The 23,857-nt window shown below is 68.1% G+C and carries 25 protein-coding genes and 3 tRNA genes; 15 read left to right on the top strand and 13 right to left on the bottom strand.

What is annotated here, in order from left to right; translation table 11 throughout:
* Positions 1 to 50 precede the first annotated feature (50 nt).
* Positions 51 to 1,889 (top strand): DUF2207 domain-containing protein, encoded by a 1,839-nt coding sequence (locus tag ACIOU8_RS11350; RefSeq protein WP_400789323.1) that lies wholly within the window; start codon positions 51 to 53, stop codon positions 1,887 to 1,889.
* Positions 1,890 to 1,891: 2 nt separating this feature from the next.
* Here ACIOU8_RS11350 and ACIOU8_RS11345 read toward each other — a convergent pair whose 3' ends face one another.
* From ACIOU8_RS11345 to hpt, 10 genes are all read right to left on the bottom strand, one after another.
* On the bottom strand, positions 1,892 to 2,596 hold the full coding sequence (locus ACIOU8_RS11345; protein WP_400789321.1) for a DUF2520 domain-containing protein: 705 nt from the start codon (positions 2,594 to 2,596) through the stop codon (positions 1,892 to 1,894).
* A complete protein-coding gene (locus tag ACIOU8_RS11340) occupies positions 2,589 to 4,559 on the bottom strand; it encodes a PH domain-containing protein (protein ID WP_400789318.1) in 1,971 nt (656 codons plus the stop codon). Before ACIOU8_RS11340 ends, ACIOU8_RS11345 begins: the two co-directional genes overlap by 8 nt.
* Positions 4,556 to 5,152 carry a PH domain-containing protein gene (locus ACIOU8_RS11335; protein WP_400789316.1) on the bottom strand — a complete coding sequence of 199 codons (597 nt, stop codon included), beginning with the start codon at positions 5,150 to 5,152 and terminating at the stop codon, positions 4,556 to 4,558. Before ACIOU8_RS11335 ends, ACIOU8_RS11340 begins: the two co-directional genes overlap by 4 nt.
* The gene (locus tag ACIOU8_RS11330; protein WP_400789313.1) at positions 5,106 to 5,585 is read right to left on the bottom strand and encodes a DUF3180 domain-containing protein; all 480 of its coding nucleotides are present in this window, start codon (positions 5,583 to 5,585) and stop codon (positions 5,106 to 5,108) included. Before ACIOU8_RS11330 ends, ACIOU8_RS11335 begins: the two co-directional genes overlap by 47 nt.
* The gene (gene folK, locus ACIOU8_RS11325; RefSeq protein ID WP_400789311.1) at positions 5,582 to 6,127 is read right to left on the bottom strand and encodes a 2-amino-4-hydroxy-6-hydroxymethyldihydropteridine diphosphokinase; all 546 of its coding nucleotides are present in this window, start codon (positions 6,125 to 6,127) and stop codon (positions 5,582 to 5,584) included. Before folK ends, ACIOU8_RS11330 begins: the two co-directional genes overlap by 4 nt.
* Entirely contained in the window at positions 6,124 to 6,516 is a 393-nt protein-coding gene (gene folB / locus ACIOU8_RS11320; RefSeq protein WP_400789309.1) for a dihydroneopterin aldolase, read from the bottom strand. Before folB ends, folK begins: the two co-directional genes overlap by 4 nt.
* A 4-nt stretch (positions 6,517 to 6,520) precedes the next feature.
* Positions 6,521 to 7,321, bottom strand: a complete 801-nt coding sequence (gene folP / locus ACIOU8_RS11315) for a dihydropteroate synthase (protein WP_400789307.1) — start codon at positions 7,319 to 7,321, stop codon at positions 6,521 to 6,523.
* Entirely contained in the window at positions 7,318 to 7,923 is a 606-nt protein-coding gene (gene folE / locus ACIOU8_RS11310) for a GTP cyclohydrolase I (protein WP_400789304.1), read from the bottom strand. The genes folP and folE overlap by 4 nt, the downstream gene beginning before the upstream one ends.
* Before the next feature lie 3 nt (positions 7,924 to 7,926).
* Positions 7,927 to 9,927: an ATP-dependent zinc metalloprotease FtsH gene (gene ftsH / locus ACIOU8_RS11305; RefSeq protein ID WP_400789302.1), complete on the bottom strand. Its 2,001-nt coding sequence runs from the start codon at positions 9,925 to 9,927 to the stop codon at positions 7,927 to 7,929.
* A 114-nt stretch (positions 9,928 to 10,041) separates the two neighbouring features.
* Positions 10,042 to 10,593, bottom strand: a complete 552-nt coding sequence (gene hpt, locus ACIOU8_RS11300; RefSeq protein ID WP_042536974.1) for a hypoxanthine phosphoribosyltransferase — start codon at positions 10,591 to 10,593, stop codon at positions 10,042 to 10,044.
* Between the two features lie 139 nt (positions 10,594 to 10,732).
* On the opposite strand from hpt, the gene ACIOU8_RS11295 reads away from it, so the two are divergent.
* Positions 10,733 to 11,323: a DUF937 domain-containing protein gene (locus ACIOU8_RS11295; protein ID WP_400789298.1), complete on the top strand. Its 591-nt coding sequence runs from the start codon at positions 10,733 to 10,735 to the stop codon at positions 11,321 to 11,323.
* A gap of 33 nt (positions 11,324 to 11,356) precedes the next feature.
* On the opposite strand, the gene tilS is transcribed toward ACIOU8_RS11295, so the two are convergent.
* Positions 11,357 to 12,343 carry a tRNA lysidine(34) synthetase TilS gene (gene tilS, locus ACIOU8_RS11290; protein ID WP_400789296.1) on the bottom strand — a complete coding sequence of 329 codons (987 nt, stop codon included), beginning with the start codon at positions 12,341 to 12,343 and terminating at the stop codon, positions 11,357 to 11,359.
* 77 nt (positions 12,344 to 12,420) lie between these two features.
* Between tilS and ACIOU8_RS11285 the strand changes: the two genes are divergently transcribed.
* On the top strand, positions 12,421 to 13,092 hold the full coding sequence (locus tag ACIOU8_RS11285; RefSeq protein WP_400789294.1) for a TMEM175 family protein: 672 nt from the start codon (positions 12,421 to 12,423) through the stop codon (positions 13,090 to 13,092).
* Between the two features lie 52 nt (positions 13,093 to 13,144).
* On the top strand, positions 13,145 to 13,636 hold the full coding sequence (locus ACIOU8_RS11280) for an inorganic diphosphatase (protein WP_042536967.1): 492 nt from the start codon (positions 13,145 to 13,147) through the stop codon (positions 13,634 to 13,636).
* Between the two features lie 73 nt (positions 13,637 to 13,709).
* Here the strand turns inward: ACIOU8_RS11280 and ACIOU8_RS11275 are convergent, their stop codons facing one another.
* Positions 13,710 to 15,083, bottom strand: coding sequence for a peptidoglycan DD-metalloendopeptidase family protein (locus tag ACIOU8_RS11275; RefSeq protein WP_400789292.1), 1,374 nt, complete (start codon positions 15,081 to 15,083; stop codon positions 13,710 to 13,712).
* Between the two features lie 211 nt (positions 15,084 to 15,294).
* Between ACIOU8_RS11275 and ACIOU8_RS11270 the strand changes: the two genes are divergently transcribed.
* The 5 genes from ACIOU8_RS11270 to ACIOU8_RS11250 all read left to right on the top strand — a co-directional run bounded on the left by ACIOU8_RS11270 (position 15,295) and on the right by ACIOU8_RS11250 (position 16,860).
* Positions 15,295 to 15,367 (top strand) — tRNA-Glu (locus ACIOU8_RS11270).
* Positions 15,368 to 15,396: 29 nt separating this feature from the next.
* Positions 15,397 to 15,470, top strand: a tRNA-Asp gene (locus ACIOU8_RS11265).
* Between the two features lie 70 nt (positions 15,471 to 15,540).
* Positions 15,541 to 15,613, top strand: a tRNA-Phe gene (locus ACIOU8_RS11260).
* Positions 15,614 to 15,821: 208 nt separating this feature from the next.
* Entirely contained in the window at positions 15,822 to 16,130 is a 309-nt protein-coding gene (locus tag ACIOU8_RS11255) for a hypothetical protein (RefSeq protein WP_400789289.1), read from the top strand.
* Between the two features lie 106 nt (positions 16,131 to 16,236).
* Positions 16,237 to 16,860, top strand: a complete 624-nt coding sequence (locus ACIOU8_RS11250) for a GntR family transcriptional regulator (RefSeq protein ID WP_400789286.1) — start codon at positions 16,237 to 16,239, stop codon at positions 16,858 to 16,860.
* A 247-nt stretch (positions 16,861 to 17,107) separates the two neighbouring features.
* On the opposite strand, the gene ACIOU8_RS11245 is transcribed toward ACIOU8_RS11250, so the two are convergent.
* Positions 17,108 to 17,836: a DUF2071 domain-containing protein gene (locus tag ACIOU8_RS11245; RefSeq protein WP_400789283.1), complete on the bottom strand. Its 729-nt coding sequence runs from the start codon at positions 17,834 to 17,836 to the stop codon at positions 17,108 to 17,110.
* A 71-nt stretch (positions 17,837 to 17,907) separates the two neighbouring features.
* Here ACIOU8_RS11245 and ACIOU8_RS11240 point away from each other — a divergent pair, with 71 nt between their 5' ends.
* The 6 genes from ACIOU8_RS11240 (at position 17,908) to ACIOU8_RS11215 (ending at position 23,791) form a co-directional block, all read left to right on the top strand.
* Positions 17,908 to 18,411, top strand: coding sequence for a hypothetical protein (locus tag ACIOU8_RS11240; protein WP_400789280.1), 504 nt, complete (start codon positions 17,908 to 17,910; stop codon positions 18,409 to 18,411).
* A gap of 168 nt (positions 18,412 to 18,579) precedes the next feature.
* Positions 18,580 to 19,995, top strand: coding sequence for a cell division initiation protein (locus tag ACIOU8_RS11235; RefSeq protein ID WP_400789278.1), 1,416 nt, complete (start codon positions 18,580 to 18,582; stop codon positions 19,993 to 19,995).
* A 143-nt stretch (positions 19,996 to 20,138) separates the two neighbouring features.
* On the top strand, positions 20,139 to 21,044 hold the full coding sequence (locus tag ACIOU8_RS11230) for an ABC transporter ATP-binding protein (RefSeq protein WP_400789276.1): 906 nt from the start codon (positions 20,139 to 20,141) through the stop codon (positions 21,042 to 21,044).
* Positions 21,041 to 21,874: an ABC transporter permease gene (locus tag ACIOU8_RS11225; RefSeq protein ID WP_400789274.1), complete on the top strand. Its 834-nt coding sequence runs from the start codon at positions 21,041 to 21,043 to the stop codon at positions 21,872 to 21,874. Before ACIOU8_RS11230 ends, ACIOU8_RS11225 begins: the two co-directional genes overlap by 4 nt.
* A gap of 94 nt (positions 21,875 to 21,968) precedes the next feature.
* Entirely contained in the window at positions 21,969 to 23,171 is a 1,203-nt protein-coding gene (locus tag ACIOU8_RS11220; RefSeq protein ID WP_400789271.1) for a sensor histidine kinase, read from the top strand.
* Positions 23,168 to 23,791: a response regulator gene (locus ACIOU8_RS11215; protein ID WP_400789269.1), complete on the top strand. Its 624-nt coding sequence runs from the start codon at positions 23,168 to 23,170 to the stop codon at positions 23,789 to 23,791. Before ACIOU8_RS11220 ends, ACIOU8_RS11215 begins: the two co-directional genes overlap by 4 nt.
* Positions 23,792 to 23,857: the final 66 nt, after the last annotated feature.

Here is a 23,857-nt window from a genome sequence, read left to right as displayed (position 1 = left end):
ACCGAGGTCGCGTCCCTCACCCCGCGGCCGAGTCTGGGTAGCCTCGAAGCATGGCAGCCACCAGACTCGCCCGCGCTCTCGTCACGATCGGTCTCGCCGCCGCTGCGCTGCTCGCATCAGCGGCTCCCGCCGCCGCAGCAGCGCCGGCCGCAGCCTCTGCGGCCGGCGCGACGGCGGTCCGGTCGGATGTCGACGACTTCCGCTACGCGTCGTGGGACGCGCGCTATGAGGTGGGGCTCGACGACGACGGGCGCGCCCGCATGCACGTCACCGAGACGCTCTCGGCGCGATTCCCCGATTTCGACCAGAACAAGGGGATCGTCCGCGGGCTGCCGACCAGCTATGAGAATGCGTGGCTCGAGGTGCGGGTGCTGTCCGTGACCGACGAGACCGGGGCCGCTGTGCCCTATGAGACCGACGACGAGGATGGGCTGCTGCTGGTCCTCACCGGCGACGACGACTACGTACGCGGACTCACGACCTACGTCATCGAGTACGAGATGCGCGACGTGATCCTCGCGGCCGACTCCGGCGTCGACGAGTTCTATTGGGATCTGCTCCCGCTCGACAGCACGCAGCGCATCGACGACTTCACCGCAGAGGTGGCGTTCGATGAGGCGATGACCGATCGGATGACCGGCGACGCGCGCTGCTACGTCGGCTTCGAGGGCTCGACAGACGAATGCGATCTGGTCGCGTCTGCCGGCGGCTCGCAGTTCAGCGTCGAGGCGAACGAGCTGTCGCCGGGTGAGGGCATCACGATCGCGGTCGGCTTCGAGTCGGGCACTGCGGCGCAGCCCGCGGCTCGGCAGCCCGACCCGGTGACCGACACCGTGCCCGCGATCGCCGCGCTCGGCGGGATCGGTCTCTCGATCGCCAGCTGGTTCGCCGTCTCGGCCTTCAAGAAGAACCGGCGCACGGCAAGCGGCATCATCGTCGCCCAGTACGACGTGCCGGATTCCCTGCCTCCGCTGCTGGCCGCCGCGATCGTGCCAGGAGCCAAAGACCCCATCCCCGCTGAGATCATCCACCTGGCTGTGCGCGGCATGCTCCGCATCGAAGAGGGCACCGACGCCGAACAGCCACGACTGCGACGACTCCCTGGCGGCCGGATCCCCGACCAGCTCGACGTCGAGGCGCTGGACGCTCTGTTCGCAGGCGCGGGCTCCGACGGGGTCGCCGAGCTCCCCAGCTCGAGCGAGGACTTCGCTGCCCGCATGAAGACCCTGTCGCAGCACGGCACCGAGGCCGCAGTCTCGCGAGGGCTCACCACGAAGGCGCGCAGCAGAGGCGCGATGGTCCTGCAATGGTGCGCGATCGGCATCGTGATGGCCGGCTTCGCCCTGGGTCTGTGGGGGATCATCGCGGGAAGGGTCACGGCGATTCCCGCGTTCGTGGCCATCGCCTTCGGTGCGCTGCTCGTTCTGCTGTCTTCCTTCTACGGCTTCTCGAAGCACACGGTCCTCACAGCCGAGGGCGCCCGGCAGTACGAGTACCTCATGGGTGCGCGGGAGTTCATCCGCGTCGCCGAAGCCGATCGGCTGCGGATGCTGCAGTCTTACTCCGGCGCCGAGCGGCGGCAGGACGGCAGCGCCGACGTGATCGTCGTCTACGAGCGCCTGCTCCCCTACGCGATGCTGTTCGGCATGGAGAACGAGTGGGGCGCCGTGCTCGAGCAGGTGTACTCCTTCGAACAGCGCGGTGCGACGTGGATCGGCGACCCCAGCACGCCGTTCTTCCGGGGTCAGCTCGTGGCGTTCGCCGCTGCTTCGCAGGCTTCCGCGACGTACTCGGCACCGAGCGCGAGCACCTCGTCGAGCGCCGGCGGATCGTTCGGCGGCGGCTTCTCGGGTGGTGGCGGGGGCGGGGGATTCTCGGGCGGCCGCTGACCTCAGAGGAGCGGCGGCGGGCCGGAGGCGTCTCGGAGCGCGCGTTCGACGGTCGATTGCACCAGGGCAGAGAGATATCCACCCGGATTCTCGATGCCGAGTTCGCCGAGGCGAGAGGTGGACTGCGCGATGATCGAACGCGAGAATTCGGTGACGGTGTGGATCGCGTCCGCATAGGCCTCACGATCCGCCTCGGAGATCACCACCGGCTCGCACCCCATCTCGACCGCCAGTGCCTGCGCGATGGGCAGCACTGCCGCGGGAGCCGTGACCGCCGCATAGCTCGCCTGGAGCTGACGCAGATCGACAGAGGTGCCCGTGAAGGTGATCGCCGGGTGCACGGCGAGCGGGATGGCTCCGCTCTCGGCCGCTGGACGCAGCACCTCGATGCCGTGACCGGGGTCGGTGTGCAGCACGAGCTGGCCGAGCTGCCAGCCTCCGACCTCGGCGATGCCGGTGATCAGAGCGGGCAACTGGTCGTGCGGCACAGCCACCACGACCAGCTCGCTGCGACGCACGATCTCGAGCGCGTCGAGGGTCGGCACGTCCGGCAGCACTGCTGACGCCCGGTCGTCGTCCGAGCCGCTCGTGATCCCCGTGATCGCGTGTCCCGCTCCCGCGAGAGCCGCACCGATGACCGGCCCCACGCGTCCGGCACCGATGATGCCGACCCCGAGGCGCCCATCACGGCGCAACGGATCACTCACCGTTCGGCGCCGGCGGCGCAGGGGGCGCCGGAGACACGGGCGGTGCGGGAGGCGGTGTCACCGGGGGCGCAGGCGGCGGCGTGACCGGCGGCGCGGGAGGAGGCGGCGTGACCGGCGGCGCAGGCGGCGCAGTCGGAGAACCGAGCGGAGCAGGAGGCGCAAGAGGCGCAGGAGGCGCGGGAGGCGCAGTCGGGAGAGGAGCCGCCCCGACCTCGGTCGCACCGGTGTCCTCTCCGGCACCCGGGTACCCGGGAACCTGCGCGCCCTCGGCATCCGTCACGTACTCGCCCCATCGGTGGGTGTGATCGCGCGCTGCGGCGGCGACCGCCGCCGAGCTCACGCCGTCGAGCAGATGCAGAGCATCATCGCGCTCGAGACCTGCCAGATACCCGGTGATGAGGCCCTGCACGGAGTGCACCTGCGCGCCCGACACACGCTGCGCGCGGTCGATGGGTCCCTGCGAGAGCGACACACCCTGCAGTCGTGCGAGCGGGAAGATGGCCAGCTTGCGCCAGACGACTCCTCGTCTGAGCAGCAGTCCGAAATCGGTCAGCGCGAAGCCCTGGCGCTTCCACGACAGCGGTCTGCGCCACCATGCACGCCGCGGCATCGTCCGATACGGATCGCCCTCGACCGGACCGAGGATGCCGTGCTCCCAGACGAGCGGGATGTCGGCGACCGGAGCATCCGGCAGGATCAGCGCGAGCACCCGTTCGACATCGGCGCGCTTGCCCACCGGCAGCACGACGTTGAACTGCTGCGCAGAACCCGACGATTGCTGTGCGGCGCTCTTGCCGCTCATGCGGTTGATCCTGATGGTCCACCACCCGAAAGGACGCCACAGCAGCGACTGCGTGACCTCGACGGCGAAGATGCGCCCAGGGGGCAGCGTCTCGGTCACAGTCGTCAGCAGACCGTAGGTGATGCGCACGCCGTCGGGTGTCGGCGCGATCGAGTAGCGCAGCGACTTCGAGATCTGCGCCCAGGTGATACCGACGACCGCGATGATCATCGGGATCCCGATGCCCAGCGTGATGCCGAGACCGAGGAAACCGCCGATCGGATCGCCGTCGATCAGCGCGCCGATCGCGATGCCGCCGACCGCCACACCGAAGATGATGCCGAAGAAGACGAACCAGAGCACGCTCGAGATCAGCTGCGAGCCGACCAGGCGACCCGTCGGGATCTTGACCACGCTCTCCGGCTCGACATCTGCCAGGTCGACGCCGCTGATCAGATCGTTGACCCCGGCGTTCACCGACCCGACGAGCTGCGCCCGCGCCGAACCCGGCCCGCCGTCGACAGAACCTGCGGCGTCCGACGGCCGCACTCCGGCCGCTGACTCCGCCGCGGTCAATCTTGCCGCGCGCGCACCGGAGGCGAGGCGCAGGATGTCGGTCCGCACCGCCTCTGCGCGCGGTGTCGCGAGGTACTCGAGCTCGACGTTGGAGTCGGTTCCCGCACCGACGACCTCGAGCTTCGCGAGGCCGATGATGCGCGCGGGGAAAGGACGAGTGAGATTGACGCCCTGCACCCGATCGAGAGGCGCGCGCCGATGCGAGCGGAAGATGATGCCCTTGCGCACCTCGACGTGATCGCCGGTGATCCGGAACTGTTGGAAACGCCACACGAACCAGAAGATGAGCACGAGCACGGCGACGAGGGCCAGCACGCCGAGCAGCACGACGATGAGCAGGTTGTTCTCGAAGACCCAGTCGACGGGATCGCCGCCCGAGTAGTCGTCGTAGCCCACCTCCTCGGGGGTGAAGAACTCGACGAACCAAGCGATGAGCCGATCGCGCAGGTTGGCGATCGCGATGCCCGCGATGATGATGAGCGCCAGCCCGCCCTTGAAGAGCGGGGTGAGCGGGTGCATCCGGTGCCACTCGCCGTCGGCGAGAGTCGCGGCCCGCGCCGGGGATTCGGCCGTCGCCGGGGGCGATGGGAAAGGCTGCTCGCTCACAGGCCCGTCCGGCGGGTCTCGGCGACGGCGATGAGGGTGTCGCGCAGCGCCTCGGCGGCGGCCTGCGCGAGTCCGGGGATCTGCACACCCGTGGTCGCGGCAGCGGTGACCATCTTGAGCTGTGAGACGCCGAAGGCGCGGTCGAGGGGCCCCTGCGTGATGTCGACGAGCTGCATGCGACCGTACGGCACGGCGATCATGCGCTGCCAGAGGATGCCCTTGCGGAAGACGATGTCGTCGTCGCGGAGCATGTATCCGATGGCCTTGGCCTGTCGGGGAAGGATCACCAGCGTGATCAGTGTGATGAGCACGATGACGCCTGCCGGAATCCACACCCAGGTCTGGTCGAGCACCAGCGCCAGCACGAGGGCCGCAGCCAGCACGACCGCGATGAAGATCAGATTCTGGAGGATCTGCGACACCACGTAGCGCGGCGAGATCTGGTGCCAGCTGCCGTCGAGCTCCAGCCTCGCCTCGTTGCGCGCGGTGCGCAGCTGCGAATACGTGCCCTGGTCGAGGGCCGCGAGGTCGCTGACCTCCGCCGAACTAAGCGGTGCCGGGGTCCCCGGCTCGATCTCTGGGTTCTGAGTCATCAGGATCCTTCGGCAGGGTGCAGAACTGTTCGGCGATGAGCGCGACGACCGCGAGCACGATCGCGCTTCCGATCAGAGCCACCATCGCCACAGTCGACCCTACCGGGGGATCGATGGGCCTGGAGAGAAGGAACGCCAGAAGGCCGGCGCCGAACCCGGCCATGATCGCCCCGACCAGGCTCGACGCGCGGGCGAGGGTCACGGCGCGGGTCGCGCGGAACGGATCGATGCGGATGCCGTTGCGAACGCTCGCACGCACGGGCCAGGCGACCCCCAGCGAGGCCGCGGCGATGAGCAGCAGCAGCACGGGCAGAAGCAGCGACGGTGTGAACGTCGTGCGGCCCATAGTGGTCAGCACGTGATCGAGGATGAAGCCCGCGGCTGCGGCGAGCGCGGCGAGGACCGCGAGGAGTCCGAGCGAGGTGCGCTTCATGAGTGCTCCCTGCGGCGCAGGTCGGCGACGAGCTCGGCGACACGGCCCCTGCCCGGCAGCACCGCGTCACCGTCGAGTTCGAGCCACGGTTCGAGCACGAACAGCCGCTCGAAGGCGCGGGGATGCGGCAGCTGCAGGCCATCGCCGCCGCCGTCGGCTGATTCTTCGCCGTAGGCGATCAGGTCGAGGTCGAGGGTCCGATCGCCCCAGCGCTCATGACGCTCGCGTCCGTGTTCGTCCTCGATCGCATGCAGCATGCCGAGCAGGATCGATGGGGCGAGGCGCGTGGTGACCAGCGCGACCGCATTCACATATCCGGGGGCCTCCGGATCCGGCCCGTCGAGCCGCAGCGCCACCGTCTCGAACAGCGAAGACAGACGCACGTCGCTGACCAGCGGCAGTCGCGCGATGCGCTCGGCTGCCGCGCGGATCGTGTCTTCGCGGTCGCCGAGGTTCGCGCCGAAGGCGACGACGGCCACGGCTTCCTTCCGCCCGGGTCGGGGGCCGGGAAGGCTCGGCGGGTTGGCCAGGTTGCGACTCATCTCGATGCCTCCTCAGCGGATCGCTGCCGCGCCCGGTGCACGGTGACGGCGACGTCAGAGAACGTGAGCGAGATCGGGGCGTGCGGCTTGTGCACCGTGACGGTGACGGCGTGCACCCGAGAGTCTGCGAGCGCGACGTCGGCGATGCGCTCTGCGAGCGTCTCGATGAGATTCACCGGCTCGCCCGCGACGACCGTGGCGACCTGCTCGGCGAGCTCTCCGTAGTGCACGGTGTCTGCGACGTCGTCCGACATCGCCGCGTCGCTCAGCGGCATCCTGAGGCGGAGGTCGATGGTGAACTCCTGCCCGTTCTCGCGCTCGTGGTCGTAGACGCCGTGCCGACCGAACACGGTCAGCCCCGTCAGCACGATCTCGTCGAGGACATCCATGGTCTCATCCCTCCCAGGCGTGCACGATGGCCAGAGCATCGCGGGTGGCGCCGACATCGTGCACCCGGACGGCCCAGACTCCGGCGCGAGCGGCGAGCGCGCTCGTGACGGCCGTGGCCAGGTCGCGTCGTGCTTCGGAGACGGTCGCGGAGTCAGCGCCGATGGTCTCCGCGAGGAACCTCTTGCGGGAGGTGCCGACGAGCACGCGGGGCCCCAGGGCGACGATCTCGTCGAGTCCGCGCAGCACGCCCCAGTTCTGGTCGCCCCTCTTCGAGAACCCGATGCCCGGATCGACGATCAATCGCGACGGCGCGATGCCGGATGCCGCAGCCTCACCCATGCGCTCGTGCAGCTCCCCGGCGACCTCGCGGGCGGCACGACGGTATTCGGCGTGCGCGTACATGTCGGATGAGAAGCCACGCCAGTGACCGATCGCGTAGTCGGCGCCGGATTCGGCGACCGCTGCGAGCATGTCGGGGTCGGCCAGACCGCCGGACACGTCGTTGACGATCCGTGCGCCCGCGCGCACGGCGGCCGCGGCAGTCGACGCATTGAGTGTGTCGATACTCACCGGTGCGCTCTCGGCGACCAGCCGCTCGATCACCGGGAGCACGCGCCGCTGCTCCTCCTCGGCCCCCACACGCTCGGCCCCTGGTCTGGTCGACTCGCCCCCGATGTCGAGCACGGTGGCTCCCTCGGCGCGCAACCGCAGCCCGTGCGCGACGGCTCGATCCACGTCGAGATAACGACCGCCGTCGCTGAACGAGTCGGGCGTGACGTTGACGATGCCCCAGATGCCCGTCATCCGTGCGCCATCCCCGAGCCCGAAGACCCGATCAGCGCGATGAGCTCGGCCCGGGAGATCGGCTCGGTGTATTCGCCACGGGCGGCGATCGTGAGCGTCGAGGCTTCTGACTGCCGTCCACCGCGCATGGTCACGCAGCCGTGGCTCGCATCCAGCACCACGAGCACTCCACGGGTGTCGAGGTGCTCGGCGATCGTGTCGGCGATCTGCTCGCCGAGGCGCTCCTGCACCTGGGGGCGGCCGGCGAGGATCTCGACCACGCGCACGAGCGCTCCGAGCCCGACGACCTGCTCCCCCGGCAGGTAGGCGATGTGCGCGCGCCCCGCGAACGGCAGCAGATGGTGCTCGCACACCGACCGGAAGCGGATGTCCCTCAGCAGCACGGCACCCGACGGAAGCGTGTCGGGAGCAGGGCCTCGAGAGACGCTGATCGTGTGCGCGAGAGGAGCAGCAGCATCCTCGCCGACACCCGCGAAGAACTCCGCGTAGAGATCGCCCATGCGCGTCGGCGTCTGCTTCAGACCCGGGCGATCGGGGTCTTCCCCGATCGCCTCGAGCAGTTCCCTGGTGAGCCGCTCGACACGCGCGCGGTCGACAGACACCGGTCAGGCCGTCGCAGGTCGAGCCTGGCCGGCTCCCGCCGATCCGGGCTGTGTACGCGGAGCAGACGCCGGTGCCTCGACCGATGCCACCAGCGACACGTCCTTCTTCGGGACCTCGATCGGGGGCCGCTCCGACACGGGGCGGTCCTCGCTCGACAGCCACAGCGGGCGCTCGGGGAGCTTCTTCACCTCGGTGAAGATCTCGGCGATCTGGTTGTGGTCGAGGGTCTCCTCCTCGAGCAGCGACAGGGCGAGGCGGTCGAGGATGTCACGGTTGGTGCTGATGACCTCGTACGCCTCGTTGTGGGCCTGCTCGATGAGCGCCCGCACCTCTGCATCCACCCGCTCGGCGACCTTCTCGGAGTACTCGCGGCCACGGCCCATGTCACGCCCGGCGAAGGGCTCGCCGCCCTCGCTGCCGAGCTTGACCGGACCGACCCGTGTGGTCATGCCGTACTCGAGCACCATCTTGCGGGCGATCGAGGTCGCCTTCTCGATGTCGTTGGAGGCGCCGGTGGTCGGATCGTGGAACACGATCTCTTCTGCGACACGACCGCCCATGGCGTAGGTGAGCTGATCCTGCAGCTCGTTGCGGGTGACGGAGTACTTGTCGTCGAGCGGCAGCACCATCGTGTAGCCGAGAGCCTTGCCTCGGGGCAGGATCGTGATCTTCGTGACGGGGTCGGTGTAGTTCATCGCCGCCGCAGCGAGAGCGTGACCGCCCTCGTGGTACGCGGTGATGAGCTTCTCCTTGTCCTTCATGACCCGGGTGCGACGCTGGGGGCCGGCGATGACACGGTCGATGGCCTCGTCGAGCGCACGGTTGTCGACCAGCTGCGCGTTCGACCGAGCGGTCAGCAGGGCGGCCTCGTTGAGGACGTTCGCCAGATCTGCACCGGTGAAGCCGGGGGTCTTGCGGGCGACGACCTCGAGGTCGACGCTCTTGGCCAGCGGCTTGCCCTTGCTGTGCACCTCGAGGATCTTCTGCCGACCGCGCAGGTCGGGGGCGTCGACGCCGATCTGGCGGTCGAAGCGGCCGGGGCGCAGGAGTGCCGGGTCGAGGATGTCTGGACGGTTGGTCGCCGCGATCACGATGACGTTCGCGTTCGGGTCGAAGCCGTCCATCTCGACGAGCATCTGGTTGAGCGTCTGCTCGCGCTCGTCGTTTCCGCCGCCCATACCGGCGCCGCGGTGACGACCGACGGCGTCGATCTCGTCGATGAAGATGATCGCGGGCGCGTTCTCCTTGGCCTGGTTGAACAGGTCACGGACGCGCGATGCGCCGACGCCCACGAACATCTCGACGAAGTCGGAGCCCGAGATCGAGTAGAACGGGGCTCCCGCCTCGCCGGCGACGGCGCGGGCGAGCAGGGTCTTTCCGGTTCCCGGGGGGCCGTACAGCAGCACGCCCTTCGGGATGCGGGCGCCGATGGCCTGGAACTTCGCCGGATCCTGCAGGAACTCCTTGATCTCGTGGAGCTCCTCGATCGCCTCGTCGGCGCCGGCGACGTCGGCGAAGGTGACCGTCGGGGTCTCCTTGTTGACCAGCTTCGCCTTGGACTTGCCGAACTGCATGACCTTGCTGCCGCCGCCCTGCATCGACGAGAGCAGCCACCAGAACAGCAGACCGAGCAGCACGAGGGGAAGAAGAAGGGAGAGGATGCCGTCGAACCAGGTCGCGCGAGGCACGGCGTCGTTGAAGCCGTCCTTGGGCTCGGCGGCGTTGATAGCCGTGACGACCTCTTCGGCGCGCGCGTCGACGTAGTAGAACTGCACGTTCTCGGAGCCCTCGAACGCCTTCGACAGGGTCATGTCGACGCGCTGGTCTCCGTCGGTGTTCACGACCTCGGTGACCGTCTTGCCCGAGAGCAGCTCCAGACCCTCCTGGGTCGTGATCTGCTTGGGCGCGCCGAGGTTCGAGATCAGCAGGAAGCCGCCGAACAGCAGCAGACCGATCAGAGCGACGTAGATCAGCGGATTCCGAGTGAGCTTCTTGACATCCATGGTCGGATCAGCGTATCGCGCGTGCCCTAGGTGGCCGCTGTGCGTTCACCCACGGCGTACCCTTCGACAGGACCCCGACCGGTGTCCCGCTGGGTCGCTGAGCCTGTCGAAGCGTCAGCTGTAGACGTGGGGAGCGAGCACCGCGACATCGCGCAGGTTGCGGTAGCGCTCGTCGTAGTCGAGGCCGTAGCCGACGACGAAGTCTGTCGGGATGTCGAAGCCGACGTACTTGCAGTCGATGACGACCTTCGCGGCCTCCGGCTTACGCAGCAGTGCGAGCACTTCGATCGACTCCGCACCGCGCGACTCGAAGTTCTCGAGCAGCCAGCTGAGGGTGAGTCCCGAATCGATGATGTCCTCGACGATCAGCACGTGCTTGCCGTTCAGATCGGTGTCGAGGTCTTTGCGGATCTGCACGACACCGCTCGACTTGGTGCTCGCGCCGTAGCTCGAGACCGCCATCCAGTCCATCGGAGCATGGAAGGGAAGAGCACGTGCGAAGTCGGCCATCACCATGACCGCGCCCTTGAGCACGCCGACGAGGATGATCTCCTTGCCCTCGTAGTCGGCCGCGACCCGGGTCGCGAGCTCATCGAGCTTGGCGATGATCTCCTCCTCTGTGACGAGGATCTGAGCAAGGTCGTCCTGGATCTCCGCGGCGCGCATGGATCGATTTTAGGCGACGCACACCGATGCTCCCGCCCAGGATCCGCAGATCGGCAACCAGAATTCTGGATGCGCGTCCGGCATCGGCACTACTCTGGCGCTGGAACGGGCGTGCGCCCGCAGACGGAAGGATTCACCCATGGCACTCGACGACATCCTCACGCAGGTCCCGATCGACGACATCGCCGCGAAGCTCGGAGTCTCCCCCGACGTCGCCAAGGAGGCAGTCGAGCAGGGCGGCGCCGTGCTGCTCGGCGGCCTCGCGAAGAACGCGTCCACCAGCGAGGGCTCTGCGGCGATCGAGAACGCGCTCACGCGTCACAAGGGCAAGACCGGCGCCGCGAAGGTCGACGACATCGATCAGGCCGATGGCGGCAAGATCGTCTCGCACATCCTCGGCGACGACGAACAGAAGGTCACCCAGACGCTCACCGAGTCGAAGGAGACCGCCGGCATCGACTTCGGCAAGCTCCTTCCGATCCTCGCTCCGATCGTGATGGGGCTGATCGCCAACGCCACGAAAGACAAGTCCGCGAAGCCCGGCACTGCAGAGACTCAGTCGGGCGGCGGGGGTATCGGCGACGTGATCGGCGGCCTCCTCGGGGGCGGCGGCTCCTCGGGCGGCGGCGGCATCGGCGACGTCATCGGAGGCCTGCTCGGAGGCGGAAAGTCCTCGGGCGGCGGCGGCATCGGCGACCTGCTCGGAGGCCTGTTCGGAGGCAAGAAGTAGGAGGCAAGAAGTAGGACGCGCGTGTCGCCTCGCTCAGCGCGCGGTGAACACGATGCGTCCGCCCACCCGGGCCGCCGAGCACGCGGGCAGGTCGATGGGCCCCTGACCCGACCAGTCGGTGGCGAGCCGCGCGACCTCGAGGGTCTGCAGCCGCGTCAGGCTCACGCCGAACTCGCTGTCGACCACGAGTCGGATGATCCGGTTGCGCAGAGCCGCCGGATTGGCGGCGAGCGCGGCGACGCTCACCGATATCCCTGCCTCGGCGTGCTCGACGATGTCCTCGATCGTCTCGTGGATCATCTCGTCGAACGCCTCGGCGTCCTCCCGCAGCTGCTCGGCCGTGCGCGCCAGCGCCTCGGCGATGCCCGGGCCGAGTTCCGCTTCGAGCACGGGAAGCACCCGGTCTCGCGCCCGCACCCGTGCGAACCGCTGCTCCGCATTGTGGGGGTCGTCCCACACGTCGAGGTCGGATGCCACGCAGAACGCTCGTGTGGTCTCCCGCCGCACCGCAAGAAGCGGCCTCACCCAGCGCAGCCCGTCGTCGTCTTCGCGGACCGGCGCCATCCCCTGCATGCTCGCCGCCCCGGATCCGCGGGCGAGGCCGAGCAGCACCGTCTCGGCCTGGTCGTCGAGGGTGTGTCCGAGCAGCACGGCTGAGGCGCCGGCGTCTGCTGCGGCATCCTTCAGGACCCGGTACCGCGCTTCGCGGGCCGCGGCCTCCGGGCCGCCTTCGTCGCCCACTTCGACCCTGACGACGAGAGCGTCGAGTCCGAGCGTCGTGGCCGTTCGCGCAGCGCGGGCGGCGACAGCATCCGATCCGCTCTGGAGGCCGTGGTCGACCGTGAGCGTGCCCACCCGCACTCCGAGCTTGGGGGCTTCGAACGCGGTCGCCGCGGCGAGCGCGAGCGAGTCCGCTCCCCCGGAGAGAGCGACGACGACCGTCGATCCCTCGGGCAGATCGGCGAGCGCGGTGCGCACGGCGAGGCGGATCTCGGCGATGACGGGTGAGAGCGACGGCACAGACCAACGGTAGATCACGAGGGCGGATCGTCGCGCAAGGGTCGCGCGTGAACGGGTGATGGCCCTAACCTGGCGCCGTGGCAGATCGATTGGGCGGGCAGCAGTACAGCACCGAACGGTTCACGACCTTCGTCGACGCGGTCGTCGCGATCGCGATGACTCTTCTCATCCTGCCGTTGCTCGAATCGGTGTCGGACGCAGGCGCCGCCGACCTGAGCACGGCTGAGTTCCTCGAGGAGCACCACGGACAGCTCCTGAGCTTCGCCCTGAGCTTCGTCCTGATCGCGACTTTCTGGCTCGAGCATCATCGGCTGTACGCCGGGGTGAAGGGCATGACGGGTGGGCTGTTGTGGATCAACATCGCCTGGATGGTCACGATCGTCTGGCTCCCTGTGCCCACCGCCATGCTCGGCCAGATGGATGAGGATCCGCTGCAGACGGCGGTCTACATCGGGACGTTGATCCTCACCCAGGTGACGACACTCGCCGCAAAGGTCTACCTCCGACGGCATCCTGCTCTCACCGATCTCCCCTCCGATGTGCTGCGGCGTGGTGTCCTCGGAGACGTCGCGGCGATCGTACTGTTCCTGATCGCTCTCCCGATTGCGGCGTGGGTGCACCCGATCGGCTATGCGGCCCTGCTGCTTGTCATCCTGTCCAGCCCTCTCGAACGTCTGCTGAACCGCGCCACCGCCCGAGGCCGGCGAGGGCATGGCAGAAATGATGCGCGCGACGGCTCAGATCACTGAAAGGTAGGCTGGTCGGCGGCATCCAACCGAACTTTTCCTGAGGAGCACACGCATGGGCGCACACGACGCCGTCATCGAGATCCCGCGCGGCAGCCGCGTGAAGTACGAGGTCGACCACGAGACCGGACGAGTGCACCTCGACCGCGTGCTCTACACGACCTTCGGGTACCCCGCCGACTACGGCTACTTCGACAACACCCTCGGCGAGGACGGCGACCCGCTCGACGTGCTCGTGCTTCTCGACCACGCCATCTACCCCGGCGTCGTCGTCGAGGTGCGCCCGGTCGCCGTGCTCAAGATGAGCGACGAGGCCGGCGGAGACGACAAGCTCGTCGCCGTGCTGTCGAAGGACCCCCGTTGGGCGCACATCCAGGACATCGGCGATGTCGCCGAGTTCACCAAGAAGGAGATCGAGCACTTCTTCGAGCACTACAAGGACCTCGAGCCCAACAAGTGGGTCAAGGTCGACGCGTGGGGCGACGCCGCAGAGGCGCAGCGCATCCTCGACGAGGCGATCGTCCGCTTCGGCGAGCAGGGTCACTGACCCCGCGCCGCAACGAAGAAGACCCCCGGATTCGCACAGCGGCCGGGGGTCTTCTTCGTTGTCGCCGTGGATCTCAGACCGAGACACCGCGATCTGCGAGGAAGGTGATCGGGTTGGTGTACGCGCCGTTGATGTACACCTCGAAGTGCAGGTGGCAGCCGACGGATGCTCCGGTGTTGCCCGCGTACGCGATGACCTGACCGGAGTTGACCCATGAGCCGCTTCGGACCGCGAAGCCGCCGTCCCTGATGTGCGCATAGCCGGAAGCGACTCCGCCGCCGTGCTGGATGCGGATGTAGTTGCCGTAGTTGCCCCGGGGGCCGGCGTAGTCGACGGTGCCCGACTGCGCCGCGTAGATCGCCGCACCGCAGCCGTTCGCGAGGTCGACGCCGTAGTGGTAGCCCGAGCAGGCCGCGCAGGGCTTGGGTCGAGAGCCGAATCCGGCGCTCCGGTAGCCGCCGTGCGGACGCACCCAGCCACCCGATCCGGGTGATCCGCCGACACCTCCACCGCCGCCGCCTCCACCGCCGCCGCCATTGCCTGCGGCGGCAGCAGCAGCCTCGGCCGCTTCGCGGCGCTTGCGCTCCTCCTCCGCGACGCGCACGCCCTCCTGGTAGCCCGCCACAGTCGTCGCCGTGGCGTCCTTCAGGGCTGCGAGCTGTGCCTGCATCGTCGCGAGGTTGGCCGACTGCTCGTCGAGTGCGGCCTGGGCCGCATCGGCTGCGGCCTGGGCCTCGATCATCTTCTGCTCGGCGATCTGCTGCAGGCGGTCGCGCTCGGTGCGGGCGACGACCGCCTGATCCGTGAGCGCCTGGGCCGAGTTGCGCGCGGCGACAGCGTTGTCATGCACCGTCTGGTTGTACTGGTAGACCTTGTCCATCGTCCCGAGACGAGACAGCAGCTGGTCGGCGTTGTCGGCGGAGCCGGCGAAGAAGAGCTCGAGGGCGGTGTCATCGCCGCCGTTGCGATACAGCTGCGATGCGAGCTGGGCCGCCTTCTTCGTCGCATCGTCGGCGACGAGGGCCTGCTCGTCGGCCTTCGACTGGAGCTCGTCGGCGACGGCGATGGCGTCGAAGTACGCCAGCTGAGCGGCGTTGTACTCCTCGCCGGCGAGGACGGCCTTGGCCTGCGCATCAGCCACCCGCTGCTTGAGCGACTGGATGAGCCCCTCGATGCGGCTGACCTCCGCGGCCTTGGAGGACTCGTTGTTCATGGCGTTCTGCACGTCGTCCCAGCTGGGATACGTCGCCGCATAGGCGGCGTTCACGCCATTGGAGACGCCGAAGGCGCTGAGGGCGACGACGCTGAGCGCGCCGAGAGTGAGGGCGCCACGACGGGTGACCGAACGGTCCTTCCAGAACGCGCGGCTCTCCGCGGGCGTCGGCGCGCAGCCGCAGTCGTCGGATGCGGCCGCAGCAGCAGCCGACATCGAGTCCTTGTCGTTCACGCGGCCCCTTCCGCCGGATTCACAAATGCCACACTAACAACTTCTTTCACATCCGCACCAGGCAGCGGACAGCGCGAGACGACACAGTGATACCACCCCATCGTCCTCCTGAACACGCCCGGGGTACAGCAGGCTCGCCCTCGATTCGCGTTTTGCTCAGATCTTCCCTTATGCTTGAGCGTCGGCAAGGAAGTCCTCCGGGACAGACTTCGGCCCCATCGTTTAGCGGCCTAGGACGCCGCCCTTTCACGGCGGTAGCACGGGTTCGAATCCCGTTGGGGTCACTCCTTCCGGTACAATTGAAAACAAGTATGGCCCTGTAGCGCAGTTGGTTAGCGTGCCGCCCTGTCACGGCGGAGGTCGCGGGTTCAAGTCCCGTCAGGGTCGCTCTAAGCGACGGGCCTTTCTCTTCGAGAAGGGCCTTTCGTCTAGATGCGGCAGGTCTTGCCAGTCGCATGGCTCTGTAGCTCAGTTGGTAGAGCGCACGACTGAAAATCGTGAGGTCACGGGATCGACGCCCGTCGGAGCCACAGGGTGATCATTACAGTCACCTTAGGAACCCTCGCCTAGCTTCTACATGGCGGGGGTTTCCGCTTTCCCGGGCGTCCCTGCGACACGGCTCGCTCTCGCGGCCGGCACGCACAAGCCGCGCGGAGCCCCCACGACTCGATGCGTCGAAGTGCGCACGCGCAAGGCACGGGCCAGCCCGCCGCCCAGGCCCTTGATACGGTCGATGACATGTTCGTCTTCGGAATCGCTGCCGCCGTCGTCGGGATCGTGCTCTTCCACACCGCCCTCGGCATGACTCTGCGAGCGAACGCGACGACGCGAGTTGCCGTCGGCCGCAAGCCCCAGAAGACCCCGGATCGGTCGATCGCGCTGCGAGCCGTCGGCGCGGGGCTCATCGTGCTCGGTGCGGCGCTCGTGAGCACCTCGGGGTGGCACTGGGCGATCATGGTGGTTCTGGCCGGTCCCGTCGCGGCGCTAGTCGTGCTGATCGCCCACAACCGGCGCGTCAGCCGCGAGTCCTCCTCGACACGAGGCTGACGGGCCCAGACGATGCGCCCCGCAAATGCGGCTGCCGCACAGTAGACACGCATCTCATCTCTCGCTGCGGAGAATCCATCCGACGTATGCGAAGTAGTATATCGATATGGGACCTGATCTGCCCGTTGTGCCCGGGGCCCAGCGGAACCTGGGAGCCGAAGAGCTCTTCCGTCGACTCGCGACGTCGATCGCGGACGGCACCTATGCGCCCGGCGCGAAGCTGAGCGACAAGGCGATCGCCGACGACCTCGGCGTCACCCGCACTCCGGTCCGAGAGGCCGTGCAGCGGCTCGCGCGCGCGGGGCTGATGGAAGTCCATGCGAATCGCTATTCGATGGTCACCGACATCACAGACGAACGCTCGCGCATAACCCGCGAGTTCGCCGCGTCTCAGGGCGGCGAAATCATCCGCGAGGCGGCACTCGCGCTGTCCGAGACGGACCTCGCCATCGCGTGCGAGCTGATCGGCGACGCCATCGAGTCGGTCGAATCCGGCGAGGGATGGATCGAGGCCCATGTCGAGCTCTTCGAATTCCTGACCGACCGTGCGCTTAACGATCTCTATCGACTGATGTTGAGCGACTTCTGGTACCTCGTGTTCCGCGACCTGTACCTCGGCGAGCCGCGAGTGAACACGAGAGAGCCCCTCGAAGAGCTCGAGTCCGCGATGCGCGCCCGCAGCGCGAACGCCGGGGTGAAGGCCGTGCAGAGGATGCTCCGCCTGAAGTAGCGGATCGACTCCGAGGAGTCGGGTCCGGTCCCCCGCGCCCGAACGGGGGGACCGGATCAGCCGATGAGAAGGTCCGCATGCGCACCCACCCCCATGTGGGCGCTCAAGACCGAGAGACTCGAGGGCACCGTCTGGTTCGACCGACGGTCGAGCAGCAGAATGCGGCTCGTCGTGTTGCCAGCGTATGGGCGAGACGCGTCCTGACGCTGATCGGTGCCCGACCATTGACGAGGAGACGCTCGAACTGCTAGGCCGACACGAACGTGTTTTTCTCCCGCCGACCTCCGATGTCTGAGAGGGTCAGCGGGAGATCGCGCATCACCACGACGCTGTCGAAGACCGCAGCCCCCGCCGGAAGGGCCTCGAAGAACGACGACCGAAGGTGGTGCAGTCGAGCCCCTTCGACCTTCCACGAGTCGGCCGCGAGGGCGACCGGTTCGACGGCGCGCCGGTCTCGGGTCAGTGACCACCCGACGCGGCCGGAGCGGTAGAAGTCGGAGGCTTCGTCGATCGACGCGAACAGCGCGCTCGACCACTCCCCGCCCACTTCGACATCCGCGGCAAGGCTGTCGCCGGCCGCCTCCATCGTCAGCGCGTAACGATCACCCGACTCTTCGATCCGGAACCGCGCCCTGCGATGCACACCGGGAAACAGGCGCCCACCGAACAGCACCGGATGCCATGCCGAACTGTGGCGTTCGAAGATGAAGACGCCCTGCTCGACGCCGTCGGGGCCGTCCCACTCGACGGCGATCCGATGAGCGGCGTTCTCGGAGCGGAGACCCCATGGAGGGTTCGACCAGCTCGGCCGGATCGATTCCAGACCCAGCACGCACACGCCGGCGACTGCGGAGCCGTCGACGATTCGCGGGCGGAACCCTGCGGGCAGCAGCGAGGCGGCGACCTCAGGGTCGACCCGGTAGCTGATCAGCAGTCGCCGACGCAGCTGCGCCCGCACATGAGAGATGAACGTCATGTTGCGAATCTAGCACTGTAGCTAAATTACTCCAAGAGAGTCAGCCTTCACGCCTCCCGTAGGTTGTATCCGTGGATAATCCGCTCATCTACGTCGCCGCGATCGGCGCGATCATCGTGCTGGCGATATTCCTCCCGCGCTGGGTTCGCCGCTCGACGGACGCAGCCGGAGGAAGAGCAGGGCGACGCTACGCGACCGACCGCCTCGCCGGGATCCTCGACGAACTGGGAACGACGCTGGTGCTGCACACGTCCGAGGGCACAGCGCGCGAGATCGTCGACGGCGTCGTGCTGCAGCAGCCACGCAAGTTCGCCCGGTTCGATGGCGGCGGCTACGGCATCCGTTTCGTCGAGCCTGACGACGCGCTTGTCCGACTCGTCGACGACGAGGACGGAACCCGGCTGGAGGTCGAGAGGATCCGCGAACACCTGGGTGTGCCGAACACCTCGGAGTTCTGGGCGGACCTGCGCTCCGGCGTCTCCACGGCCGCGCGCGACAGGGGTATCGCGGTCTCCCCCGGACGGCCTACCCACCACCGGCGTGACGCCGCGACCGGAACATGGACACCCGACTAGAGCGGCAGCGCGTCGCGTACCGGAACACCGGGTGCATCTCACAGCCGCCGCAACTAGGCTGTGGTATTGCTGATGACGCACCGGCTCCACTACAGCCGGCCTTGCGACGGCATCATTTCTCATCACAGCCCTCAGTCCCTCTGTGACCTGCGCCGGAAAGGCCGACCAATGAGTGAATCGCCCGAGAACGACCGGACTCCCGACTTCTTCGACAAGCTGATCGAAGAGACGCCGCGCGAGCAGTCCGGCTTCGCCGCCTCCTTCCGCGGCTACGACAAGGCCGAGGTCGACTCGGCTCTGAGCGCGCTGCGCAACCAGCTGCAGCAGGCGAAGGCCGACCTCGCCGCCACCGAGGCTCGCCACGAAGACGCCGTCGAGGCGCTCCGCGAAGAAGAGCGCATCGCCCGCGAAGAACTCGAGGCCGAGCTTCTCGCCACCAAGGCGAAGGCCGCGGAAACCGAGCAGCAGGTCGCCACCCTGACCAACGAGCTCGTCGACACCCCGCGTGCCGACGGCCAGGAAGCACCGTCGCGCGAGCAGTTCGAGGCGATCCTCCGCGTCGCGGAAGAGCAGGCGAACGTGCTCATCCAGAACGCGGCGGTGCAGGCCGACCGCCTGATGGCCGCAGCTCGCGAAGAGGTCACCACGCAGCGTGCCGAGGCGGATGCCGATGTCACCCGCATCATCGCTCACGCTCAGCACGATGCCGACCAGGTGCGGCTGAAGATCGACACCGAGTACACCGCGCACCAGGCGACGCTCGAGCGCGAGGCCGCGCACGCCGCCGAGCGGGTGCACCAGGCAACGCAGGAGGCCACCGCGATCCGCACAGAGGCCGAGAAGGGCGCCGCGGCGCTCCGCTCCCTCGTCACTCGCGAGACGACTCAGTTGCGCGCCGAGGCTGAGCGCGAGGTGCGCGAGATGAATGCCCGCGTCCTCGAGTTCGAGGAGACGCTCACCCGACGCCAGGACGACGCCCAGCAGGAGTTCCTCGTGCTGCACAACCAGGCCGTCGCCCACGCCGAGCGCATCACCACCGATGCCAACGAGCAGGTCGCCGCATCGCTCGACCACGCACAGCGCATCTCCGCGAAGGCCGACGACTACGAGCGGCTGATGCGCTCGCAGGCGCAGACCATCGAAGCGGATGCTCAGGTGCGTGCCCGCGACACGCTCGACCGTGCACGTGTGAAGTCGCAGAAGATCGTCGACTCGGTGACGGGTCACACTTCTGCGGTGCTGCGGGACGCCGAGGACCAGGCACGGCAGCTGCGCTGGCAGCAGCAGCAGCTCGCCAGCTTCATGGCCGAGGTGCGTGAGCTGATCCGCCCGGACGGCATCTTCAGCGATCAGCAGACGGGTGACACCGCCGCCACGGTGGCGGACTCCGACGCTGACGCACTCGACGACGCCGCATTCGATGCCGAGATCGTCGAAGACGACCAGGATGAGACCGCAGAGCCCGTCGAGGAGTTCCGCGGCGACGAAGCCCTCGACGACGAGATCCTCGACGACGACGCCGAGACCATCGACGGCAAGATCACGATCGAGGTCGTCGAGACCGACGAGAAGGCCTCGCGCTGACCTCCGCCACCTGACGAACAGGGGCGTGGGCGGATTCCGCCCACGCCCCTGTTCTCTCCACTCGGGCATCCACCGATCGGTGGATGCCCGAGTCCGTCGTTTCACGGCTACCGCGCGAGCTCGACTACGGGCACCCTGGGAACATGACAGACAGCGTGATCGAGGTACGGGACCTCCGCAAGGACTACGGCGGGTCCCCCGCCGTGGACGGCATCACCTTCGACATCCGCCGGGGCGAGACGTTCGCTCTGCTCGGGCCGAACGGTGCGGGAAAGTCGACGACCATCGAGATCCTCGAGGGATATCGACACCGTACGTCCGGAGAGGTGCGTGTGCTCGGGGTCGACCCGCAGCGCGGCGGCCTCGACTGGAAGGCACGCCTGGGCATCGTGCTGCAGTCGACCGGAGAAGCGGGCAACTTCACGGTGCGTGAGCTGCTCACCGAATTCGCCGGGTACTACCCGCGACCTCGCGACATCGATGAGGTGATCGCAGCGGTGGGCCTCGAGCAGAAGCAGCGCTCCCGCGCGGGAAAGCTGTCCGGTGGCCAGCAGCGTCGCCTCGACGTCGCGCTGGGGATCATCGGTCGACCGGAGATGCTGTTCCTCGACGAACCGACCACCGGGTTCGACCCCGAAGCCCGACGTCAGTTCTGGGAGCTCATCCGCTCACTCAAAGCGGAGGGCACCAGCATCCTGCTGACCACGCACTACCTCGATGAGGCTGCTCAGCTCGGCGACCGCGCCGCGGTCATCGCCGCCGGGCGGATCGCCGCGATCGGGCCGATCGACGAGATCGGCGGCGCGGACGCACGCACGCCGGTCGTGCGCTGGCGGGATGCGAAGGGCGCACGTCATGAGCAACGAACGTCGACCCCCGGAGCGTTCGTCTCGGAGCTGCAGAGGACGGTCGGCGAACCTAACGCCCTGGAGGTCGTGCGCCCGACCCTCGAGGACATCTACCTCGACCTGATCCGGGAGCACGACGCCGCATCCGCCACCGACCCCACGACAGACGCCAGCCGCACCGACCTGAAGGAGCCGGCATGAGCACCACGACCGCACCGACGCGCTTCGGCCTCCCCCGCACCGTCCGGCTCGGCGTGCGTCGCATCGGCTTCGAGCTGCGACAGTACTTCCGTGCGGGCGATCAGGTCTTCTTCACGTTCCTGTTCCCCACCGTGATGTACCTGATCTTCGCGACCATCTTCACCGGCGACGTCGGCGAGGGCGCCGACAAGGTCAGCATGGCGACCTACTACCTCCCCGGGCTCATCGCGGGTGGCATCTTCCTCTCGGGGGTGCAGGGCCTGTCGATCGAGATCGCCGTGGAGAAGAGCGACGGCACACTGAAACGTCTCGGCAGCACCCCGATCGCGCCCGCCACCTACTTCATCGGCAAGATCGGCGAGGTCTTCGTCACAGCGATCCTGCAGATGGCGCTGCTCCTCACCGTCGCGGTCGTGCTGTACAAAGTGCAGCTGCCCTCGGATGCCGAATCGTGGGGCCTCTTCGCCTGGGTGTTCGTGCTCGGCCTGCTCTCGTGCACCCTGCTCGGCATCGCCCTCTCAGCGCTCCCCCGTTCGGGCAAGACCGCCTCGGCGGTGGTGATCCCCGTGGTCCTGCTGCTGCAGTTCGTCTCCGGCGTCTACATCGCCTTCTCGGCGCTGCCCGAGTGGTTGCAGAACGTCGCCGGCATCTTCCCGCTCAAGTGGATCGCCCAGGGGATGCGAGCGGCGATCCTGCCCGACTCGTTCAAGGCCGCAGAACCGGGCGGCGAGTGGGCCCTCGGTCTCGTCGCGATCATGCTGGCGGTCTGGCTCCTCGCAGGCTTCATCCTCAGCCGCGCGACCTTCCGCTGGATCCGACAGAGCGGATGACACCGGCATCCCTGACGCCCCGGCGGCCGGTTCGACGTCTGCACGGCGCCGAACCGCGCCTCGGGGCGTGCGGAACAGTGGAAGAGTGGTGCGCATGAGTCGCGTGATCCGTCGGGAGCGCCTGGGGTGGGACGTCGCCGCGACCGCGCTCCTGCTCGCTGTGGCCGGCCTCTCCCTCACCCTCCCACCGAGCTTCGCCGGATCACGCTGGGTGCTCGTCGCCATCACGGTCGGGGTCTTCCTCATCTACGCGTTCGGTGCCCGCGCCTACGTGGGGATCCACGAGGGCGTCGAAGATCCTGCACCGGCGGTCTCGGCGTTGCTGCAGATCGGGATGATCTCGCTTCTCGCGGTGGGTGTCGCGATCGAGCCGAACATGCTGCTGCTGCAGACCCTGGTGCTACCGCTCATCTGGATGACGTCACGATCGACCCTGCAGGCCGTTCTGGTCACGCTGGGCAACGGCGTCGTGCTCGGCCTCGCCTACGGCTACTGGGGCGACTTCACTGCCGATGCCCTCAGCGCCGGTTTCATCTCATCCGGGCTGTCGACCGCGTTCAGCCTCGCTCTCGGCCTCTGGATCACGCGCATCGCCGAATGGGGCGTCGAGCGCCAGCATCTGCTCGCGGATCTGACCGCCGCGCAGGCGGGTCTCGAGACAGCGAGCCGCGAAGCCGGTGCGATAGAAGAGCGCGCTCGTCTCGCTCGCGACGTCCACGACACGATCGCCCAGAGTCTGGCGAGCATCGTGATGCTCGCAGAGCGCGCACGTCTCGACGGCTCCCCCGCGGCGATCGAACTGATCGAGAACGCGGCGAGAGAGGCGCTCGTCGAAGCCAGGGCTCTCGTGGCCGTGACCTCGCCTACGCCGTCTGCCGAGTCCCTCGGAGACGCGCTCCGCCGCCTCGGAGACCGATTCGCGAGAGAGACGGGCATGCGCGTCGACGTGTCGGCACCGGATGCCGTGCTGGCGCGGGGCGTGCAGGTCGTCCTACTGCGCTGCGCGCAGGAGGGCCTCGCGAACGTGCGCAAGCACTCCGGGGCCGCATCCGCTCGGGTCACACTCGCGATCGCCGATTCGGCAGAGCTCCGCATCCTGGATGACGGTCGCGGACTCGGCGGCGTCTCGATCGACGATGACCGCGGATTCGGCCTTGCCGGGATGCGGGACCGGGTCGCCCTCGTCGGCGGCACTCTGACCGTCGCAGACGGAGCCAGGGCAGGCACGGACCTGACCGTGTGCATCCCGCTGCACACCGACGTCAACGTCAGCGCTGACAAGGAGACGACGCCATGATCCGAGTCATCGTCGCCGATGACCACCCGATCGTGCGGTCCGGCATCGTGGGCCTCATCGCCCTCGATCCGGGTCTCGAAGTCGTCGGGCAGGCGGCGAACGGCGCCGAGGCGGTCGACCTGGCCGCCCGTCTGCGCCCCGATGTCGTGCTGATGGATCTCCGGATGCCTGGCACCTCGGGCATCGAGGCGACGTCGCGCATCGCTGCGGAGCTGCCCGAGGTGCGAGTGCTCGTGCTGACGACGTACGAGACAGACGACGACATCCTCGGTGCGATCGAGGCAGGAGCGAGCGGATACCTCCTCAAGGCCGCACCGCACGAGGAGATCGTCGCAGGAATCCGTGCCGTCTCCGAAGGCCATACAGTCCTCGCCCCGACGATCGCCGCGACGCTCGTCACGCGGATGCGCGTCGAGCGACCGGGCAAACCTCAGCTGAGCCCGCGGGAACGCGAGGTGCTCCGACTCGTCGCGGCTGGTCGCAGCAATCCGGAGATCGCTCGAGAGCTGTTCATCGGCGAGGCGACGGTGAAGACCCACCTGATCCATGTGTTCGAGAAGCTCGAGGTCTCCGACCGCACGCGCGCCGTGACGCTGGCGCTCGAACTCGGTCTGATCTAGACGACGGCGCACGACGCGAACGGCCCCCATCCCGAGGGATGGGGGCCGTTCGAATCGACGTGGTGG

Source organism: Microbacterium sp. NPDC087589, from assembly GCF_044743635.1.
Taxonomy (GTDB): Bacteria; Actinomycetota; Actinomycetes; order Actinomycetales; family Microbacteriaceae; genus Microbacterium.
The sequence above is the reverse complement of the archived record's forward strand: the minus strand, read 5'-3'. Positions and strand labels throughout refer to the sequence as shown.